Source organism: Mesorhizobium sp. M0587 (genome assembly GCF_040320945.1).
Classification (GTDB): domain Bacteria; phylum Pseudomonadota; class Alphaproteobacteria; order Rhizobiales; family Rhizobiaceae; genus Mesorhizobium.
On record NZ_JAMYQP010000002.1, the window covers coordinates 119,349 to 137,827 of the forward strand.

19 protein-coding genes are annotated in these 18,479 nt (G+C 63.9%); 8 read left to right on the plus strand and 11 right to left on the minus strand.

Annotation, left to right across the window (positions count from 1 at the left end):
- Positions 1-26: 26 nt before the first annotated feature.
- From groES to NKI49_RS02305, 3 genes are all read right to left on the minus strand, one after another.
- Entirely contained in the window at positions 27-323 is a 297-nt protein-coding gene (groES, locus tag NKI49_RS02295; protein ID WP_006203049.1) for a co-chaperone GroES, read from the minus strand.
- A 182-nt stretch (positions 324-505) separates the two neighbouring features.
- Entirely contained in the window at positions 506-691 is a 186-nt protein-coding gene (locus NKI49_RS02300) for a hypothetical protein (RefSeq protein ID WP_352598540.1), read from the minus strand.
- Positions 692-827: 136 nt separating this feature from the next.
- Positions 828-1,454 (minus strand): TetR/AcrR family transcriptional regulator, encoded by a 627-nt coding sequence (locus NKI49_RS02305; RefSeq protein ID WP_352598539.1) that lies wholly within the window; start codon positions 1,452-1,454, stop codon positions 828-830.
- A 127-nt stretch (positions 1,455-1,581) separates the two neighbouring features.
- On the opposite strand from NKI49_RS02305, the gene NKI49_RS02310 reads away from it, so the two are divergent.
- The 4 genes from NKI49_RS02310 to NKI49_RS02325 all read left to right on the plus strand — a co-directional run bounded on the left by NKI49_RS02310 (position 1,582) and on the right by NKI49_RS02325 (position 6,324).
- The gene (locus NKI49_RS02310) at positions 1,582-2,769 is read left to right on the plus strand and encodes an MFS transporter (RefSeq protein WP_352598538.1); all 1,188 of its coding nucleotides are present in this window, start codon (positions 1,582-1,584) and stop codon (positions 2,767-2,769) included.
- Between the two features lie 66 nt (positions 2,770-2,835).
- Positions 2,836-4,116, plus strand: coding sequence for a D-arabinono-1,4-lactone oxidase (locus tag NKI49_RS02315; protein ID WP_352598537.1), 1,281 nt, complete (start codon positions 2,836-2,838; stop codon positions 4,114-4,116).
- A complete protein-coding gene (locus NKI49_RS02320; protein WP_352598536.1) occupies positions 4,113-5,258 on the plus strand; it encodes an alanine racemase in 1,146 nt (381 codons plus the stop codon). Before NKI49_RS02315 ends, NKI49_RS02320 begins: the two co-directional genes overlap by 4 nt.
- A gap of 130 nt (positions 5,259-5,388) precedes the next feature.
- Complete coding sequence (locus NKI49_RS02325; protein ID WP_352598534.1) at positions 5,389-6,324, plus strand: bifunctional helix-turn-helix transcriptional regulator/GNAT family N-acetyltransferase; 936 nt, start codon at positions 5,389-5,391, stop codon at positions 6,322-6,324.
- Between the two features lie 149 nt (positions 6,325-6,473).
- Here NKI49_RS02325 and NKI49_RS02330 read toward each other — a convergent pair whose 3' ends face one another.
- The 6 genes from NKI49_RS02330 to NKI49_RS02355 are packed head-to-tail and all read right to left on the minus strand — an operon-like array spanning position 6,474 to position 12,262.
- Positions 6,474-7,409: a phosphatidate cytidylyltransferase gene (locus tag NKI49_RS02330; protein ID WP_352598533.1), complete on the minus strand. Its 936-nt coding sequence runs from the start codon at positions 7,407-7,409 to the stop codon at positions 6,474-6,476.
- Entirely contained in the window at positions 7,409-8,071 is a 663-nt protein-coding gene (locus NKI49_RS02335; protein ID WP_352598532.1) for a lysophospholipid acyltransferase family protein, read from the minus strand. The genes NKI49_RS02330 and NKI49_RS02335 overlap by 1 nt, the downstream gene beginning before the upstream one ends.
- Positions 8,068-8,505 (minus strand): hypothetical protein, encoded by a 438-nt coding sequence (locus NKI49_RS02340; RefSeq protein WP_352598531.1) that lies wholly within the window; start codon positions 8,503-8,505, stop codon positions 8,068-8,070. Before NKI49_RS02340 ends, NKI49_RS02335 begins: the two co-directional genes overlap by 4 nt.
- Positions 8,502-9,824 carry a phosphatase PAP2/dual specificity phosphatase family protein gene (locus NKI49_RS02345; RefSeq protein WP_352598657.1) on the minus strand — a complete coding sequence of 441 codons (1,323 nt, stop codon included), beginning with the start codon at positions 9,822-9,824 and terminating at the stop codon, positions 8,502-8,504. The genes NKI49_RS02340 and NKI49_RS02345 overlap by 4 nt, the downstream gene beginning before the upstream one ends.
- A gap of 5 nt (positions 9,825-9,829) precedes the next feature.
- Entirely contained in the window at positions 9,830-11,614 is a 1,785-nt protein-coding gene (locus NKI49_RS02350; RefSeq protein ID WP_502899465.1) for a bifunctional alpha/beta hydrolase/class I SAM-dependent methyltransferase, read from the minus strand.
- A gap of 39 nt (positions 11,615-11,653) precedes the next feature.
- A complete protein-coding gene (locus tag NKI49_RS02355) occupies positions 11,654-12,262 on the minus strand; it encodes a CDP-alcohol phosphatidyltransferase family protein (protein WP_352598528.1) in 609 nt (202 codons plus the stop codon).
- 235 nt (positions 12,263-12,497) lie between these two features.
- Between NKI49_RS02355 and NKI49_RS02360 the strand changes: the two genes are divergently transcribed.
- The 3 genes from NKI49_RS02360 to NKI49_RS02370 all read left to right on the plus strand — a co-directional run bounded on the left by NKI49_RS02360 (position 12,498) and on the right by NKI49_RS02370 (position 15,987).
- Positions 12,498-12,977, plus strand: a complete 480-nt coding sequence (locus tag NKI49_RS02360) for a MarR family winged helix-turn-helix transcriptional regulator (RefSeq protein WP_352598656.1) — start codon at positions 12,498-12,500, stop codon at positions 12,975-12,977.
- On the plus strand, positions 12,974-14,152 hold the full coding sequence (locus tag NKI49_RS02365; RefSeq protein ID WP_352598527.1) for an HlyD family secretion protein: 1,179 nt from the start codon (positions 12,974-12,976) through the stop codon (positions 14,150-14,152). The genes NKI49_RS02360 and NKI49_RS02365 overlap by 4 nt, the downstream gene beginning before the upstream one ends.
- Positions 14,153-14,454: 302 nt before the next feature.
- Positions 14,455-15,987 carry a DHA2 family efflux MFS transporter permease subunit gene (locus NKI49_RS02370; protein WP_352598526.1) on the plus strand — a complete coding sequence of 511 codons (1,533 nt, stop codon included), beginning with the start codon at positions 14,455-14,457 and terminating at the stop codon, positions 15,985-15,987.
- A 16-nt stretch (positions 15,988-16,003) separates the two neighbouring features.
- Here the strand turns inward: NKI49_RS02370 and NKI49_RS02375 are convergent, their stop codons facing one another.
- A complete protein-coding gene (locus NKI49_RS02375; protein ID WP_352598525.1) occupies positions 16,004-16,519 on the minus strand; it encodes a CAP domain-containing protein in 516 nt (171 codons plus the stop codon).
- A 315-nt stretch (positions 16,520-16,834) separates the two neighbouring features.
- Here NKI49_RS02375 and NKI49_RS02380 point away from each other — a divergent pair, with 315 nt between their 5' ends.
- A complete protein-coding gene (locus tag NKI49_RS02380; RefSeq protein ID WP_352598524.1) occupies positions 16,835-17,662 on the plus strand; it encodes a DUF2189 domain-containing protein in 828 nt (275 codons plus the stop codon).
- 165 nt (positions 17,663-17,827) lie between these two features.
- Here the strand turns inward: NKI49_RS02380 and NKI49_RS02385 are convergent, their stop codons facing one another.
- On the minus strand, positions 17,828-18,460 hold the full coding sequence (locus NKI49_RS02385; protein WP_352598523.1) for a LysE family translocator: 633 nt from the start codon (positions 18,458-18,460) through the stop codon (positions 17,828-17,830).
- Positions 18,461-18,479: the final 19 nt, after the last annotated feature.

The following is an 18,479-nucleotide window of genomic DNA, read 5'->3' on the forward strand; positions in this document are numbered from 1 at the left end:
GATTTAAAGGATGGTGAGGCCGATATTCAGCCGATGATGCCCATGATGTCGGATTCCTTCATGATCAGAAGGTCTTCGCCATTGAGCTTGACTTCGGTGCCCGACCACTTGCCGAACAGGATGCGGTCGCCGGCCTTGACGTCCAGCGGAACGAGCTTGCCAGCTTCGTCACGAGCGCCGGAGCCGACGGCGATGATCTCGCCTTCCTGCGGCTTTTCCTTCGCCGTGTCGGGGATGATGATCCCGCCGGCGGTCTTGGATTCGGATTCGACCCGGCGAACGACCACGCGGTCATGAAGCGGGCGGAACTTCGACTTTGCCATTTTTTCTTCCTCGATGAGAACGGTGAGAACAGTTCCTCCGTCCGGCGACGCCGGACATGCAATTAGCACTCACGAGTGGTGAGTGCTAACGTGGCGCTGAAATAGGCCGCCGGCCTGTGAGAGTCAAGGCGCTCGGCGCGATGATTTGCTCGATCGAAGCCGCGCCGCGCAGGACAATGAGCTTACCTGCGTTTTGGCGATCCAAGCACCAGAAGCGGGCATCGTTCCGCCAGCGGGTAGGAGCCGCTCGGCACGAAGCGCACATTGTCGAACCAACTGCCCGCCTCGTCTATCAGCATGGCCAGCGTCGCGAAGCAATAAGTCGTTGCCGAACCCGCATAGACGTCGATGGTACCGATGGAGGCCATGCTCCATCCGCTGCTCGCGGCAAGGGCCGCGCGCGAAGCGGTTTTCCCGGGAAAGCGCACAGCGCTTTCCCTTGGCAATTGCGTCAAAACAAGGAGATGGAGCGGTTCGCTGTTTCCGTGAAACGGGTGAACTTCTCTACAGAAACTGCCGCAACTGGGTGTGGATGATCGACCGATAATCCTCGATGGTCCGGCGGCTTTCCGCTTCGCCCTCCGCTAGCGCCAGACGCACCACGCTGCCGGCGAGCTGGAAGATCAGCAGAACCATGCGTTCGAACTGTTCGCGCTTGTGCGGATCGAGCAAGACCGTGACATGGTCGCAGAACAATTTTGCCTGGTGTCTGGTCTCGGCGATGTCGAGATTCTTGAGTGCCTTGTCGGCCTGGATGGCATTCTGTAGATCCTGGATGGCAGGATCGCCGGCGACACGGCTGTGATAGTCGTCAAGCAGCCGGTCGGCGGCCACGATCACGTCCTTCGCTTCGCGGATGTCCGCGATGATCGCAATCAATCGTGCGCGGCTGACCTCTGAAAAGCGCTCATAGAGCATCGCCAGGATCGCCGACTTGCTGGGAAAGTAATGGTAGACGGTGGCGATAGGCCCACCGGCCAGCATGCCGACCTCCTTCATCGTGACGGCGTCGATGCCTTTCTCGCCGATCAGCCGCATCGTCGTCGACAAGATGGCGTCGATGCGCTCGCGGCTGCGCTCCTGCTTGGGTCTGCGCCTGGGCTCGGTCGCCGTTCGCCTTGCTTCTTTCATGCGCCCGATCTCTCGCGAGGGTTCCAAATTTCTGGTTGACAACAAACATGATTAACTATCAGTTTCCAGAAATGCTGACAGATTGTCAGTTTTTTTGCGGCGCGGCAAGGACGTTGGGGAGGCGCGTTTGAGGTCGACGAATGCGAAACAGGCGGAGAACGGCGACTGGCTGGTCGGCAATCCGACGGGCGCGCAGCTTGCCTCGGCGTTGTGGATCGGTTCGGTCGGCCTGCTCATTCTCGGGCTGCAACCCGTGCTGCTCGGCGCGTTTTACACCGAGGGTCATGTCACCGGCGACGAACTGGCGCTGGTCGCCACCGCCGAGATGATCGCCATCGCCATCGGTTCGGCCGTCGTGGCGATGCTGCTGTCGGCCCGCAACATGCGTTGGAAAAGCGCCGTCCTTCTGGTCCTGCTGGCGGCGGCCAATTGGTGGACGGCCTACGCCGATACGCCCCAGATGCTGATTTCGGCCCGCGTCCTGGCGGGGCTCGCCGAGGGTGGCCTTGTCGCGGTCGCCACCGAACTCATCGCGCGTTCGCGCCGCGCCGAGCGTATTGGTGGCTACTTCGTCACCATGCAGACGCTTGCGCAATGCGCCCTGGCGCTACTGCTGGCGCTCTACGTCATCCCGGCCGCAGGTTCGAGCGGCGGCTTCATCGTTCTCGCTGCCGTTTGCGTGGCGTCGCTGGCGGTCGCCTTTCTCGTTCCCGGCGACTACGCCGATCTGCCCAAGGAAGAAAATCTGGCCAATGTGCTGACGGTTCCCTCGATCGCCGCACTGTTGTCGGTCTTCTGCTATTTCATGTTCTTCGGCGCGGTCTGGGCATTTTTGGAGCCGCTTGGCGCCCAGTTCGGCATCGATGGGCGCACTGTCGGCCTGATCGTCTCGGCCAGCCTTGCGGCGCAGGTTCTGGGCGCGATGACGGCGACAATGTTCGAGGCGCGCATCGATTATCGCCTCGCCATCACGGCAATCGGTGCGGTCGCGCTCTCAAGCTCGCTGGTTCTTGCCAGTGGTCCCGGCCTCACCACATTCTGGGCCGCCGCTTTGGTCATGGGCTTCATTCTCTTGTTCATCGTGCCTTATCAGATCAGGCTGGCGATCACCGCAGACGAGACGCGCACGGCCGTGCTTCTGGTGCCGGCCGCCCAGCTTTTTGGCCTGGCAATCGGACCGATCGCGGCGTCGCTGCTTATCGACGGCGGGGATTTTCGGCCGGTGCCGGAATTCGCCGCCGCCAGTGCCGTTGCCAGCGTGGCGCTGCTCGGTCTGTTCATCCTCGCGTCGCGGCACCGCCGCGCCAGACCATGACCCCGAAAAGTGGAAACCGGTTTTCGGAAGAGATCACGATCCAACGAAAAGCCTGAGCCTGGAAGAATGTCGAACACCTGGAGCAACTGGTCGGGCTACGTCACCGCCGAACCGCGGCTGATCGCCAGCCCCGCCGACGCTGGCGAACTCGGCGATCTGGTTCGTACGGCACCCGGCCCGCTGCGCGTCGTTGGCGCCGGCCATTCCTTTACGCCGCTGGTGAAATCGCAAGGCACGATCCTGTCGCTGGAGAAGCTCCAGGGATTGGTCTCGCACGACGCCGAAAAACATCAGGCGCGCGTACGGGCAGGGACGCGGCTTGGCCCGCTCATGCGCATGCTGCAAGACATCGGCCAGGGCCTGCCGAACATGGGCGACATCGACCGCCAGGCGGTCGGCGGTGCGCTGGGCACCGCCACGCACGGCTCGGGACCGACGCTCGGCGCCTATCACACGCAACTGGAAGCGGTGCAGGTCGTCGACGGGCTCGGCAAATTGCGCGAGTTCACCCGAGTCGCCGATCAGGACATGATCCGCGCCACCGGCGTCGCGCTCGGTGCCTTCGGCGTGCTCAGCGAAGTGACGTTGAACAACATCGCGACCTACCGGTTGCGCCGACGCAAATGGGTGCTGCCGATCGCCGACATGCTGCGCGATTTCGAGACGATGATGGCCGCGCACCGGTCGGCCGAGTTCTACTACATTCCGTTTTCCGGTTACGCGCAGTTCATCGCAAGCGACTTGAGCGACGCCGCACCCACCGCGCGGCCGCCGGAGGCGGACGAGGCCGGTTTGAGGACGCTGCGCCGGTTGCGCACCGGGCTCGCCTGGCTGCCGTCGCTACGCCGCCGGCTGATCCTGGGCGCCGTCGCCAAGGTTTCGGCCGAGGATTATGTGCAGGACTGGCTGAACGTCTATGCCAGCGATCGGCAGACCAGGTTCAACGAGATGGAATATCACCTCCCGTTCGAGGAGGGGCCGAAGGCGCTGGCCGAGATCATCGAACTGACCGAGAAGCATTTTCCCGAGGTCTATTTTCCGATGGAGGTGCGCTCGGTCGCGCCCGATCAATTCTGGCTTTCGCCCTTCTACGACAGGCTTACCTGTTCGATCGCCATCCACCATGATGCGGCGAACGATCCATTGCCGTTCATGCGCGCGGCCGAGCCGATCTTTCGCAGATATGGCGGCCGGCCGCATTGGGGCAAGATGCACAGCCTGAAAGCGGCGGACCTGAAAAAGCTCTACCCGCGCTGGGACGACGCGATGGCGGTGCGCCGCGATATCGACCCGCAAAATCGCTTCGTCTCGCCCTATATGGCCAGCCTGTTCGGCATCGAACGATGAGCGCCTATTTCGCCGCTCTTTCGGATGCGTTGAGAACAGCCGGTATCTTCCAGCCGTGTCTGGTCCTCGATCGCGACAGGCTGGATCGCAACGTTGCCCTGGTGAAGGAGAGGCTTGACCCCGGCCTTGCCGTGCGGCTGGTCGACAAGTCGCTAGCCTGCCTGCCGCTGCTTTCGCACCTCGGCAAGGCGCTTGGTACAAATCGGTTCATGACCTTCCACCCACCAATCAGCGAGGCGGTGCTCAAAGCGTTTCCCGATGCCGATCTCCTGTACGGCAAGCCGATGCCGGTCGAAGCGGCAAGGGCTGTGCTGTCGAAGGATGCCGCCGACTGGTCGCGTATCTGTTGGCTGATCGACAGTGAGCAGAGGCTGGCGGAATACGGTGCGCTTGCGGCAGAACTCGGCGTCGAACTGCGCATCGCTTTCGAGATCGATGTCGGGCTGCATCGCGGCGGGTTCGCCGATCCCGAGGCCTTGTCGAAAGCGTTGAACGCGCTGCCGGCCCACGAACGGCTGCGTTGCGAAGGCGTAATGGCCTACGAGGCGCACGCGCCGCACATTCCCGGCCTGTTCGGCGGGCCGGCCAAGGCGTTGGGACAAGCGTCGGAGCGGGCCGCCGCCTTCGTCGCCTGCCTCGCCGCCGGTCAGCGGAACATTTTGAACATCGGCGGCAGCAAGACCGCACTGCTTCATCGTCGCGGCGTGGCCAACGAAGTGTCGATGGGCTCGGCTTTCGTGCTGCCCAGTGATTTCGACACGCCCGGCCTTGACGGCTTCCAGCCGGCGGCTTTCATCGCGACGCCGATCCTGAAAGTGGTCGAGCCGATGCTGCCGGGCCCGCCGGCCGTCACCCGCCTGCTGCAGGCGCTCGGCCGGTTCCCGCGCAAGGGCTGCTATCTCTATGGCGGCAAGTGGATGGCTGAACCGGCATTTCCCGAAGGCATGAAGCCCAACGCCCTGCTTGGCCTGTCCTCCAACCAGCAATTCATGGGGCTGCCCGTGGATGCGACCGTCAGGCCCGGCGACTACGCCTTCCTGCGGCCGACGCAGAGCGAGGCGGTGCTGCAGCATTTCGGCTCGATCGCGGTGTTCTCGGCCGGCCGCGTTGTCGATCGCTGGCCTGCATTGCCGATGGGCTGAGCCTGCGCTTGGCGAGCGTTCTCCGCATTTCCCTGCCTTTAAAGGATCAAGCTTCGAGCTTGCGGTCCGCGACAGTTACTTGACTAAGTCAAATAAATCATTGATCCTCTTCCGGACAGGAGGAACGCCAATGACCATTCACCATCCGCCAGGCAAGGAACGGATCGACGCGGTGCGGGCCTTCAACCGCTTCTACACTCGCCAGATTGGGCTGCTCGACGAAGGCTTGCTGAAGAGCTCTTTCTCGCTGACCGAGGCGCGCGTGCTCTACGAACTCGCGCATCGCGACGGACTTGTCGCCAGTGATCTGGTGCGCGACCTCGCGCTCGACCCCGGCTATCTCAGCCGTCTCCTGAAGAAGTTCGAGGAGCGTGGCCTGGTCGAGCGCGAGGCGACGGAAGCCGATGCGCGGCGCTCCTCGATCGCGCTGACGGCGGCCGGCCGAAAGGCTTTCGCGCCGCTGAACCGGGATTCGCACGACCAGGTTCAGGCCTTGCTGGACAAGCTTCCGGTGGCCGAACAGGACAGGCTGGTCAAGGCGATGGGCACGGTGCAACGCCTGCTCGGCGACAAGGCGGAGCCAAAGGTTCCCTATCTGTTGCGGCCTTTGCAGGTCGGCGACATCGGCTGGATCACGCATCGCCAGGGCCTCATCTATGCCCAGGACTATGGTTGGGACGAGACCTATGAGGCGCTGGTCGCCGAAATTCTCGCCGCATTCGTAAAGTCCTTCGACCCCAAATGGGAACGCAGCTGGATCGCCGAGCGGGAAGGCGAGGTCGTCGGCTCGGTCTTCCTCGTGCGCAAGTCGGACGAGGTGGCAAAGCTGCGCCTGCTCTATGTCGAACATTCGGCGCGGGGCCTTGGCATCGGCAAGCGGTTGGTCGAGGAATGCGTCGGCTTTGCCCGCGCCAAGGGCTACAAGACGCTGACCTTGTGGACCAACGACATTCTGGTTTCGGCACGCCGCATCTACGAGGCGGCAGGCTTCAAGCTCACCGACGAAGAGCGCCATCACTCTTTCGGCAAGAATCTGGTCGGCCAGAACTGGAACCTGGAATTGTAGCAGGCCTGCCGCCCGGCGCGTCGCGATGAACGCCCAATGCCGCCAGCGGCCGGCATTAGCGCAATTCGCACGACAATTGTCGGCGAGCCGCTGGCCGCCTCCGTTGGCGCGAGGCCGGCGGCTTTCTCCGGCAGTCAAGGTCCGCCGGCTCACACCGTCCAGAAATAGCGCACGATGTGAAAGAAGATCGGAGCCGCGAAGACCAGGCTGTCGGTACGGTCCATCATGCCGCCATGGCCTTCGATCAGATGGCCCCAGTCCTTGACGCCCTGGTCGCGCTTGATGGCCGAGGCGACCAGCCCGCCCAGAAAACCCATCGAGCAGGCGACGAAGGCCACTCCCGCCGCTTGCAGCGGCGAGAACGGCGTCACGAACGACAATAGCGCACCGAGCAGGCTCGCGGACACCAGCCCGCCGACCAGGCCTTCCCAGGTTTTCGACGGCGAGACGTTCGGCGAAAACCGGTGTTTTCCGAAGAGCTTGCCGAAGATGTACTGCAGCACGTCGCTGCCTTGCACGACGATGATCAGGAAGGCGATCAGCAACAGGGTGCGGCCTTCGAAACCCGGCACGTCGAGTGTCAGCAGCGCCGGAACATGGCTGACGCAATAGACCGAGATCATCACCGCCCATTGCTGCGCGGCGATCCGCTCGAGGAAGCGTTCGGTATCGCCATGCAGCGCGGTGATGGCCGGCATCAACAGGAAGCAGTAGACCGGAATGAAGATGACGAAGAGCCCGTACCAGGCGGTCCATACCAGCCAGTACTGAAAGGGAATGATGATGCCGAACATGCCGAGCAGCACCCAATGGTCGCTGCGGCTGGTGTGCGTCAGCGTCACGAATTCGCGCAGCGCCGCGAAGGAAATCAGTGCGAACAGGATTGTCATGCCGTAGCGGCCGAAAAAGAAGGCGACCGTCAACAACGCCACCATCACCCACCAGGCGTTGATGCGCTGGGTGAGATTGACCAGCGTCGAGCTGAGCGGCTTTGGCGCCCGCACCGAGAGTATGGCTGCGACAATGCTGGCAGTGGTCAGCACCGCCAGCAGGCCGAGGATCAGGATGGAGATTTCGTGGCGCATCAATCGCCTCGCTCGGGACGCGGGTTGAGCGCCAGGAGCGTGGCGTGGGCGCGCTCGAGAAAGGCGCGGCGTTCTTCGCCCGGGGCCACCGCCACCGGTGGGCCGAAGACGACGCGGCACAGCAGCGGCACCGGCAGGAACTGGCCCTTGGGCAGCACACGCGACATGTTCTCGATCCAGCACGGAATGAGCTCGACCTCCGGCCGCGCCATCGACAGATTGTAGAGCCCGGAGCGGAAGGCCAGCAGCGGCCCCCCGGTCATGTTGCGGGTGCCCTCGGGAAACAGGATCAGCGAATGGCCCTGGTCGAGAACCGACAGCATGATCTCGATCGGGTTTTCTTCAGGCGTCGTCCATTGCCGGTTAATGAGCACGGACGACAGCATGTCCTTGGCGATGAAGCGGCGCAGCCGCGACTTTCCCCAGTACTCGCCGGCCGCAACCGCATGGGTGATCGCGCGCTCCTTCTCGCTCAGGCAGGCCGACAGCAGGATGAAGTCGCCATGGCTGGTGTGATTGGCGAAATAGATGCGCTGTCGGCCGGAGGGCAGGCTGCCGTTCCAGATCGGGCGCACCCCGGTCACCACCCAGGCTAGCGCCGAGAGGCCGACGGAGGTTACCGTCTGCAGCAAGGTGAAGGTCTTGAGCGAAAGCTTGTTCATAGTGGCGCCCAGAACCCTGCCGTCAAAAGCGCCGCGGCGAACACGGCCAGGGCGAACCGCTGCTTGAACAGCAAGCGGCGGCTGCCGGCGATGCGGTCGTCGAGCGGGCGTGGCGTGGACGGGGAGGGCTTCAGCCGCATGCGCCCCAGCATGTCATCTACCGCCGCACCACCGGCAGCCTTGTGGCTGGCCATCAGCCGGAACAATAGCGCGTCGAACACCAGAAGCGCCGACAGCGCCAGCACGGCAACCGCGCTCGCGGCCGAGACTGACAGAGCAATGGCCGCGGGCAAGGTCTCGAAGGCGCCGCGCGCCGACGCGGCCAGGGGCGCGAGGCTATTTGCGGCCGCCACTACCGCGGCCGGCCATGCGGCCTGCTGCATCAGCGTGCGTGCGAAGCGATCGGCGCGTTCCTGGTCGGCATTGCCCGTCATGACGCCGCCTGCTCCGTGGCCTCGGCAAGATGGATCGGCCGGCCGGTGGCCGTCAGCATCTCGCGGGCAAGCGACGGCGTCTTGGCTCTGCCGGTCGCCGTCAGCCACTCGGCGACAACGCCGGCGCTGCGCTGGAAGCCGAGCGCGCAGCAGACCAGCACAGTACCGTCGCGGCGCGCGCTCTCCAGCGCATTGGCTGCCTGCTGTCGTATCGTTACGGGCGGCGGCAACAGGTCGATCATCGGAAAGCTGATCCAGCGGCAATCCGCTCCCGCCGGTTTTTCAAGCTCGGCGGCAACATCGATGACCGTGCCGAAGCCGTTGGCCTCGCTTGCCGTCGGAAGACGGCCGAAAAAGACACCGTCAACGACGGCTACGAACGGCTGGAGCTTGTGCGTCCATATCGCGACATTCACCCTGGCGCCCAGCCGGTAGGGCCAAAGCAGGACGCGGCTTGCCAGGAACACATGGCCTCCAGCGCTCTTCTGGAACACCTTTGCACCGGCCCCGGCATAGGCGAAGGCGACGATGGCCAGCGCCAGCGCCGGCCAGAGCAGGAAGAGCGCGACGGCGGAAAGGAGGGCGCCGAACCAGGCACCGGCGAGCGCAACGACGGCGCCCAGCGCATAGAACAGCGCCAGCCGGCGCGCCTTGGCATTGCTGGTCGGCCGCGCGCCCGAAAACGGCAACTTGCCGTCGCGCGGAAACAGCCACAGGGCGAAAAAACCGAGCAGCGCGCCAGTCGGGATGTCGATGAAATGATGTTGCCAGGTTGTCAGCACCGAGACGCCGATCAGGAAGCACCAGCCATGCCAGAGCGGCAGAAGGCCGCCGAGCCGGTGGCGCCAGTGGTCCCAGATGATCACCAGCAGGGCGATGTGCAACGAGGGCGCCTGGTTGAACGGTTTGTCGAAACCGCCAAGTACGGCAAACAGGAAGCCTGGCAGGCCGGTCGTTTCCGGCCGCACGAACGTCGCGGCGAGCGGGAACAGGATGAAGCAGGAGACGGCGACGATCTGCGCGGCGAGATAACGCCCGGCCAGGCGGTCGACCCCTTGCCTGCTGTCGTTGAGCAGCAGCGACAGGCCGTAGAACAGGTTGATCGACCAGTAGGGCACGATGGTCCATGCGAGGAAGGGTATGTTGTGTTCCCAGGAGAACACGATGCTGCCGACGTGGTCGCGCCGCGACGCCAGCCAGTTGGCGAAGCCGTAGCTGAGATAGAAGAACGGTGCCAGCAAGGCCAGCCAAAGGGCTGCCCTGAGGACTACCCGGCCATAAGGCTCAGGGCGCACATTGGATGCAAGCGACGACACCATCCTGTTCAGCGGCGCCGCGCTACCGAGACGGTGAAGATGCCCCACTGGTCGATGCGCTGATCGAGCTTCTCGAAACCGGCGGCTTCGACGAGCTGGTCCATCTCGCCTTGCGTGCGCCGGCGCATGACCCAGGCCTGGCCGCCGCGATGCGAAGTCAGGCTGCGGGCGATCATTTCGAGCTGCGGATGCCAGGGCTGGTTGGTGTAGAGCAACAGGCTGCCCGGCTGCATGGCGTGGGCAAGCCCGCCGAGCGAGCGGCCGATCATCGCGTTGTCCGGGAACAGTTCATAGAGGCCGGAAACGATGGCGAGATCGGGCGCCGGATCGGCGCCGGCGAGCATGTCGGCATCGAAAGCGTCCGCACGCTGGAACGAGATGCTCGCCGGCAATTGCCGCTCGGCAATCAGCTTGCGGCCAAGCTGGACGTTGAGGTCGGAATAGTCCTGCAGGCGCACGCTCGCCGGCTGGTCGGGGCTCTTCACAATTGCATCGAGAACATAGCGGCCGTGGCCGGCGGCGATGTCGAGAATGTGCGCTGGCCGCCCAGTGGCCTCGAGCGTCGCCAGGCTGGAGCCGATCAGCTCTTCAAGATGCAGCTTGCGCTGGCGGATGCCGCGCCAGCCGATGGCTTCGAGGAAAACGCGGTCGACGATGCGGCCAATGCGCGTAACGCCCCGCGCGTCGTTCTCGTAGACGTAATCCAGCGTCGAGCCGGAATCGAAGCCGGTGGTGACGCCTGCCTTCATGCCCGACGAGACCCAGGCGCCCATGCGGATGGAGGCACGGCTGAATGCCCAATAAAGCCCTTTGGGCGACAGCGGATCGAGCGGTGAGGCAAGCCTGTCGGCCTCGTCGCGCGTGTAGCCGGCGATATCCGCCTGTTTCAGGTCGACCGGCGCATCCGGTGCGGCGAACTGTTTTGCCAGGAATGGCCGGATCAGGTCGAGGGCCTGCGCCCGGTCGCGCTCGCCCAGCGTGTCGTGGAAGAAACCCGGCAACACATGGCGTTCCTTGGTGCGGCTGCCGAGATTGACGAAGAACTCGTGCTGCGGGCCGTGGCGCACCACCCAGTCGCTCCCCGAAAGCAGAAGCTGCGTCGGCACGGTGATGGCGCGGGCGTCCGCAACCATGCGCGCCGCATGCTGGTAGAGTTCGACCAGAATGTTGGAGGCGATCGGCCGCGTGATCAGGGGATCGCTCTCGAAGGAGGCGATGCGCACGGGATCATGGGTCAGGAACTTCGCCTTGACGTAGGAATTGACGAAGAAGCGGCCCTTGATCTTCTGCCAGAACGCGATGCCTTCCCTGGCGAAAGGCACGTAGAGCTTGACCGAGAAGGCTGGTGAAGCCAACACCATGGCGCGCAGTTTCGGCGCATAGTCGTGCACCCAGGCGGCGGCGAGCACCGCGCCGAAGGATTGCGCGATCAGCGCAATATCCTGCGTGGCGACGCCGTCCCTGGCGGCGATCTCGCGCATGAAGCAGTCGATGTCGCGCACCAGAGCCGAGAAGGAAGGGGCATAGCCGCGCTCGCCGGACGAGCGGCCATTACCGCGGGCGTCCCAGGCGTAGAAGGCCTGGTCCGGCATCAGCAATTCGTCGACGAGGTGGGCCATGCGGCCGCCATGCTCGTGGCCGCGGTGGAAGAGCACCACAGCGCCCTTGGCCTCGGCGGAAGCTGCCGGCCAGAACCGGTAGAAGATCTCCGTCCCGTCATGGCTGTGGAAGACCCGCTCTTGCGCTTGCCGCTCGAGGCCTTCCGCGGCCGCGGGGGCGATCGGTTCGTGCATCATGGTCTTTCCCTCTGGCGGCATGGCGAGCCTCGATGCTCAGTTGGCGCTGCCAATAAGGCCGGCGCGTATCCGGTTTATGGCGGTCAACAGCGAAAGCGTTGCCATGGCCGGAAACACGAGCGGCGCGATGGATACCGGCCAGAGCCCGGCGGCGCACAGCACCGCGACCACGCCCAGTGCCAGCGCCCTGTCGCTCTTGCCGAATGGCCCGGCATAGTTTCGCCCGATCCCGGCGGCGATGCCGAGCACGCCGGCGAATTCGGTCAGCACCGCGGTCAGGGCGAAAGCGACGACGCCCCATGCGCTGAACTGTGGAAAGGCGGCAAACGGCAGGATCAGCGCAAAATCCGAAACGACGTCGCAAAATTCGTTGAGATACATGCCGAGCGTCGAGGCCTGTCCGTGTTCTCGCGCCAGCATGCCATCCACGGCATTCAGCGCCATGCGCACGAACATCACCACGGGAACGAGCAGCAGCAGCGAGCGCCATTCATGCAGGATCGCGATGGCCGCCCCGGCCGCGATCGACATCAGGGCCGCCAGGATGGTTATGCTGTTTGCGGTGACCCCGATGGCCGCCAGCCGATTGACCAGCGGCCGCAGCCTGCCCTGGAAAGCCGGCTTGAGAGCGTAAAGCGTCGGCATGTCGTTGATCCCCCGATCCTGACCCGAGGCTGTACATCAATATGTCACACGCGACCAGCGTATAGCCCATTGCGCTTGATGCAGCGGACACCGTCATGCCGACTTGCCATAGCACCGGCCAGGTGTTCATCAACCGCTAACCACGACTGCATCGCGCGGCTGCCATGCACGTTTGCATGCCTCTGGCGCAATGCGGCACCTTGAATAGTAAGCACGCTTATTATATATGTCGCTCATGGTTTCAGATGGCATAGACAGATTGGGATTTTTGATCCACGACGTGCAGCGCCTGATGCGCAAGCGCTTCGAGACGCGCGCCAGCGGGCTTGGCCTCTCCTCAGCGCAATGGCGCCTCATGGTGCGTGTCGCCAAGGAAGCGGGTGTCACCCAGGCGCGGCTCGCCGAGCTGCTCGAAATCGAGCCGATCAGCGTTTCGCGCCTTGTCGACCGGATGGAGGAGGGCGGCTGGATCGAGCGCCGGGCCGATGCCACCGACCGCCGCGTGCGCATGATTTTCCCGACCGCCAAGGCGAGCGCCGCCTATGCCGAGGTCAAGAGCCTGGCCGGCGAAGTCTATGAGGATTCGCTTGTCGGCGTTTCGCCGGAGGACCGTGGCGTCCTGATCAGGGCGCTTGACACCATGGCACGGAACCTCGCCGAGGACGACGCGTCGTCCGACGAAAAGATCAAGAATGCGGAAGGCGCAGCAGCATGAACGCAGTAGCCAAGATAGACGAGAACGCCACTCCCAAGGTGGAGATGGAAGCGCCGGCACAACCGGCCGCTGCTCCCGTTGCCGTCGCTCCGGTGCAGCCGGTGCCGGCGCCAAAGAAGAAGCGCCGCATTGGCCGCTTGCTTTTGATGCTTGTCCTGCCGGCGGCATTGGCCATCGGCGGCGGCTATGTCTGGATCACCGGCGGGCGTTATCAGGAGACCGAGAACGCCAATCTGCAGCAGGCAAAGGTGTCGATCGCCTCGGATACGGCGGGCCGCATCGTTCAGGTTGCCATATCGGACAATCAGATGGTGAAGCAGGGCGATCTTCTGTTCGCCATCGACCCCGAGCCTTACCGGATCGCGCTCGCCCAGGCCGACGCAGCGGTGGCTGCCGCGCGTCTCAATGTCGAGCAACTGCGTGCCGCCTACAGCCAGGCTCAGGCTCAGCAGAAGTCCGACGTCAGCGAGGTCGGTTACGCCCAGTCGCAATACGACCGCGCCGCCGATCTCGCCCAGAAGGGCATCAACGCAAAATCCGCGCTCGATGAAGCCAGGAACGATCTCGACAAGGCAAAGCAGCAGCTTGCCGTTGCCGAGCAAGGCATCATCAGCGCCAAGGCCGCCCTTGGCGGCAATCCCGACATCGAGACCGACAAGCACCCGACGGTGATGGCCGCGCTCGCCGCGCGCGACAAGGCGGCCTACGACCTGGCGCAGACGACGGTGAAGGCGCCCGCCGACGGCGTCATAAGCCAGGCCTCGTCGTTCAAGGTCGGCCAGTTCGTCGGCGCCGGCACACCGCTGTTTTCGCTGGTCGAAACCGGCGACACCTGGATCGACGCCAACTTCAAGGAAACCCAACTCACCCACATGAAGCCGGGTCAGAAGGCCGAGATCATGGTCGATACCTATCCGGGCAAGACCTTCGAAGCGGCCGTCAAGGCGATCGGAGCGGGAACCGGCGCGGAGTTCTCGCTGCTGCCTGCCCAGAACGCCACCGGCAACTGGGTCAAGGTCACGCAGCGCATTCCGGTGCGGCTGGAACTGACCGATGCCGACGCCAAGATGGCGCTGCGCACCGGCATGAGCGCCACGGTTACCGTCGACACCGGCGTCGCGCGTGGTCTGCCGTCGATCTTCGGTCACGCCAAGGCCGGCGAGGCCGCGCAGTAAAGTCAGGCCAAGCCCGCGGAGACCAGGCGGGTGAGGCGAGTAGCAGGATTGGTCTGATGGAAGAGTGGAAAGGATCAGCGTTTAGGCCGGACCGCATTGCGCCTGGACCGAATCCGAAATCTTCCACGATCCGTCGGTCCTGATGTTTCCGGGCGGCAGGCATCCGCTCAATCGAGACTTTCAGTCGATGTAACCCCCACATCGATGATCGCGTCCCACCGCGATGAAGGTCTCTCAACGGAGGCGTTGCCGCCCGGAAACCCGTTGTACACGTTTTTGTTACCTGCTGGAAGTTCCACGTCATGAGCACACCCGAACCTTTCAAAGAAGTGCCGCATCGCGGCCTGATCACGGTCGCGCTCATGCTGGCGACGATCATGCAGGCGCTCGACACCACGATCGCCAACGTAGCGCTGCCGACCATGACCGGCGATCTCGGTGCTTCCCCCGACAACATCAACTGGGTGCTGACCTCCTATATCGTCGCCGCCGCCATCATGACGCCGGTCACCGGCTGGCTGGCCGACCGCTTCGGCCGCAAGGAACTGTTCCTGACCTCGGTGGTCGGCTTCACCGTTTTTTCCATGCTGTGCGGCCTGGCGTGGAGTCTGGAATCCATAGTGTTCTTCCGGCTGATGCAAGGCGTCTTCGGCGCCGCGATCGTGCCGTTGTCACAGACCTTTTTGCTCGACATCAATCCCAGGGAGCGCCACGGCCAGGCGATGGCCATCTGGGGCGCCGGCATCATGCTGGGGCCAATCCTGGGGCCGACGCTCGGCGGCTGGCTGACGGAGAATTTCAACTGGCGCTGGGTGTTCTTCATCAATTTGCCGGTCGGCATCATCGCCTTCCTCGGCATGGCCGCCTACTTGCCCGCCATTGCCCGGCGGGTGCGGAGCTTCGATTTCTTCGGTTTCGCCATGATATCGCTCGGCGTCGGCGCGTTGCAGCTGCTGCTCGATCGCGGCGGCGAGGTCGACTGGTTTTCCTCGATCGAGATCTGGATCGAACTTGGCCTTTCGATAACCGGTTTCTGGGTGTTCATCATCCATACGATGACGGCGGAACATCCCTTCATCGATCCGAAGATATTCCTCGACCGCAATTTCGTGACCGGGCTGGCGTTCATCTTCGTCATGGGCGTGCTCATCCTGGCGAGCATGTCGCTGCTGCCGCCAATGCTGTCGACCATCTTCGGCTATCCGACCGTCACCATAGGCATCGTCATGGGGCCACGCGGTGTCGGCACGATGATTTCGATGCTCGTCGTCGGGCGGCTCATGAGCAAGATCGATGCCAGGATCCTCGTCGTCGTCGGCTTCCTGCTGACCGCGCAATCGCTCTACACCATGTCCAGCTTCACGCCGCAGATGGACAACTGGCTGATCATCAGCTCCGGCGTCATCCAGGGCCTGGGCATGGGAATGGTGTTCGTGCCGCTGTCGACGGTGGCCTTCGCCACGCTTGACGTGCGCTTCCGCACCGATGCCACCGCCTTGTTCAGCCTGGTGCGCAATCTTGGCTCGTCCATCGGCGTGTCGGTCGTGACGGTCCTGATGGTCCGCAACACGCAGGTCAACCACAGCGAGCTTTCCGCCTTCATCAATCCTTTCAATCCCAATCTCTGGGCGGTTTCGCCGGCAGCCGCGGGCGGCGATCCGACGGCGCTGTCGCAGATCGATCGCGTGGTCAATCTTCAGGCGATGATGATCTCTTACGTCAATGACTTCAAAATACTCATGGTGATGACGCTGATTGCCATCCCGTTCGTTTTCCTGCTGCGCAAACCAAAGCAGGCGCCGGCCGGCGGCGCACCGGCCGCGCACATGGATTGAGGGCAGGCGGAAGCGCCTACTTTCCCAGCACGAGGCTCCAGTAGCGCACAGCGCTGTCGCGGCCGTCGCGTACATAGGCAAGGCCGAAGCGGGTGAAGCGCGGGTCGAGCATGTTGCGGCGGTGGCCGGGCGAATGCACCCAGATGTCGAACAGTTTCTCAAGGTCGAAGCGGCCCTCGGCGATGTTCTCGGCGGCCGCCCTGCCAATGCCATTGTCCTTGACGCGCGAGGCGAAATCCTTGCCCCATCCGGTGGTGTGGCTCATGCGGCCGCGCCCGGCCATGTAGCCGGCCTGCTGGAGTGCCGCTTTTTCCAGCTGTGCATCGGGAGCGAGCGGCCCCAACCCCGCGGTGGCGCGGATGCCCGCCAGCGTGCTGGTGGCGGAGGAGGAGGCCCCGGCACCTTCGCCGGCTGGCAATGAAACGGTGCCGCAGGCGGCGAGCCCTACTAGCGCGGCAAGGCCGACGCCCTTCAGCAGCATGCGCCTGTTCGGATTCGGGATCGGGTGGTTTTCGATTTTCGCAATGGTCATGCTCGCCTGAGATAACGGCGATCATGGCTTTTGCCGGGCAGGGCGACGAAAATTCCGGCCGAACCGAAGGTTCTAGGCGGCGGTATCGAGATTTGCGTCCGAGGTCGGGGAACGGCCGGTCCGATCGTCTTCGGTGTGCGCCCACCAGGCGCCGAGCCCGCCAGTTCCGGCGCCCGCCTTGAAATCGAACATCGCCCGGTTCCACGGATTTGGCGACAACTGCCCCTAAATCGGCTAGGATAGCGCCTGTGCGAGAAGGGCAGCTATGGGCGGCCATCCTGGCGGTGACCGTCCCCGACATACAGGAGGAAGGTTATGGCCGGCTTTCATGTCATGGCGGACGCGCGAGGAATGCATGTACAGCCCTCGGTGCGCCACATCACCACGTCTGATCTATGGGACGCGCTGCGCCTCGGCGTCGAGGATTTCTGGGCAAAACCGTCGCACTATGTCTTCTTGTGCCTGATCTACCCTATCGTCGGCCTGATCCTGACGCGGTGGACGTCGTCTGGCGCCAATGCCATCCAGCTTATCTATCCCTTGATGTCGGGGTTCGCACTGGTCGGCCCGTTCGCCGCGCTCGGTCTTTACGAGATCAGCCGTCGGCGCGAGCTTGGCATGAACACCTCCTGGTGGCACGCACTCGACGTGCGCCGCTCGCCTGCGATTCCGTCAATCGCGGTGATCGGCATCATGCTGGTGGCCCTGTTCCTGTTGTGGCTGTACACCGCGCAGTCGATCTATATCGGCCTGTTCGGCGACCAGCCGCCGGCTTCGATCGGCAGCTTTGTGCGTGAGGTGCTGACCACCAGCAAGGGCTGGACGCTGATCCTCGCCGGCAACGCCGCCGGCTTCGTCTTCGCCGCGGTGGTTTTGGCGACGACGGTTGTTGCCTTCCCGCTGCTGCTCGATCGCGATGTCGGCGCCGTCTCGGCGATCGAGACTTCTGCCAGGGTGGTGATGGCCAACCCGTTGCAGATGGCGCTGTGGGGCCTGATGGTCGCCGTACTTCTGGTGATCGGCTCTATCCCGCTGTTTGCCGGACTGGCCGTGGTCATGCCGATCCTTGGTCATGCCACCTGGCACCTTTACCGCAAGGTGGTCGAACCGGAGCGGGGGGAACAGACAAGACGGCCGATGTAGCGCGCGCGCCCCTCGATACCGAGTCCGGGCCGCTTCAAGGCCCATGGTCACTGCGCGCACTACAATGCGGCTGCCGCCGAGCGATCCATAAGCGACGTCCGTGCCTTCTGAAAGAAGTCTTCGGCGGCTAGTCTGAGAGCGAGACCGCGCTTGAAGCTTTCGCCCTCAGCGTTGCGCTTCGGTCGCCATCTTCAGCGCCAGTGCCGCCAGCACGGTGCCCATCATCCAGCGCTGGATGACCAGCCACAATGGCCGCCCGGCAAGGAAAGCGGCGATCGAACCGGCCGTCACCGCGATGATCGCATTGACGGTCAGGCTGATCGATATCTGCGTCGCGCCGAGCACCAGTAGCTGCGACAGGACATGGCCCTTGCCGAGGCTGATGAACTGCGGCAGCAACGACAGGTAAAGCACCGCGACCTTGGGATTGAGCAGATTGGTCATCAGGCCCATGGCGAACAGCTTGCGCGGCCCATCCTTCGGCAGTTCGCGCACCTGGAACGGCGAGCGTCCGCCGGGCTTCACGGCCTGCCAGGCCAGCCACAAGAGATAAAGCACGCCGGCAAAGCGCAGAGCGTCGTAGGCATAGGGCACGGCGAGCAGCAGCGCCGTGATGCCGAGCGCGGCCGACAGCACATAGAAGAGAAAACCGACCGCGACACCGCCAAGCGAGATCAGTCCGGCCTTTGGCCCTTGCGACAGCGACCGCGAGATCAAATAGATCATGTTCGGACCCGGCGTCAGCACCATGCCGAGGCAGACCAGCGCGAAGGCGAGATGATTGGCGGTTTCGGGCATCGGTTCGTCCCCAGCGCGC

Excerpts from the sequence above, each read along its gene's own strand:
- groES (WP_006203049.1), bottom strand. The coding sequence starts at position 323 with ATGGCAAAGTCGAAGTTCCGCCCGCTTCATGACCGCGTGGTCGTTCGC.
- NKI49_RS02300 (WP_352598540.1), bottom strand. The coding sequence starts at position 691 with ATGGCCTCCATCGGTACCATCGACGTCTATGCGGGTTCGGCAACGACT.
- NKI49_RS02305 (WP_352598539.1), bottom strand. The coding sequence starts at position 1,454 with ATGAAAGAAGCAAGGCGAACGGCGACCGAGCCCAGGCGCAGACCCAAG.
- NKI49_RS02315 (WP_352598537.1), top strand. The coding sequence starts at position 2,836 with ATGTCGAACACCTGGAGCAACTGGTCGGGCTACGTCACCGCCGAACCG.
- NKI49_RS02320 (WP_352598536.1), top strand. The coding sequence starts at position 4,113 with ATGAGCGCCTATTTCGCCGCTCTTTCGGATGCGTTGAGAACAGCCGGT.
- NKI49_RS02325 (WP_352598534.1), top strand. The coding sequence starts at position 5,389 with ATGACCATTCACCATCCGCCAGGCAAGGAACGGATCGACGCGGTGCGG.
- NKI49_RS02330 (WP_352598533.1), bottom strand. The coding sequence starts at position 7,409 with ATGCGCCACGAAATCTCCATCCTGATCCTCGGCCTGCTGGCGGTGCTG.
- NKI49_RS02335 (WP_352598532.1), bottom strand. The coding sequence starts at position 8,071 with ATGAACAAGCTTTCGCTCAAGACCTTCACCTTGCTGCAGACGGTAACC.
- NKI49_RS02340 (WP_352598531.1), bottom strand. The coding sequence starts at position 8,505 with ATGACGGGCAATGCCGACCAGGAACGCGCCGATCGCTTCGCACGCACG.
- NKI49_RS02345 (WP_352598657.1), bottom strand. The coding sequence starts at position 9,824 with ATGGTGTCGTCGCTTGCATCCAATGTGCGCCCTGAGCCTTATGGCCGG.
- NKI49_RS02350 (WP_502899465.1), bottom strand. The coding sequence starts at position 11,614 with ATGCACGAACCGATCGCCCCCGCGGCCGCGGAAGGCCTCGAGCGGCAA.
- NKI49_RS02355 (WP_352598528.1), bottom strand. The coding sequence starts at position 12,262 with ATGCCGACGCTTTACGCTCTCAAGCCGGCTTTCCAGGGCAGGCTGCGG.
- NKI49_RS02360 (WP_352598656.1), top strand. The coding sequence starts at position 12,498 with ATGGTTTCAGATGGCATAGACAGATTGGGATTTTTGATCCACGACGTG.
- NKI49_RS02365 (WP_352598527.1), top strand. The coding sequence starts at position 12,974 with ATGAACGCAGTAGCCAAGATAGACGAGAACGCCACTCCCAAGGTGGAG.
- NKI49_RS02370 (WP_352598526.1), top strand. The coding sequence starts at position 14,455 with ATGAGCACACCCGAACCTTTCAAAGAAGTGCCGCATCGCGGCCTGATC.
- NKI49_RS02375 (WP_352598525.1), bottom strand. The coding sequence starts at position 16,519 with ATGACCATTGCGAAAATCGAAAACCACCCGATCCCGAATCCGAACAGG.
- NKI49_RS02380 (WP_352598524.1), top strand. The coding sequence starts at position 16,835 with ATGGCCGGCTTTCATGTCATGGCGGACGCGCGAGGAATGCATGTACAG.
- NKI49_RS02385 (WP_352598523.1), bottom strand. The coding sequence starts at position 18,460 with ATGCCCGAAACCGCCAATCATCTCGCCTTCGCGCTGGTCTGCCTCGGC.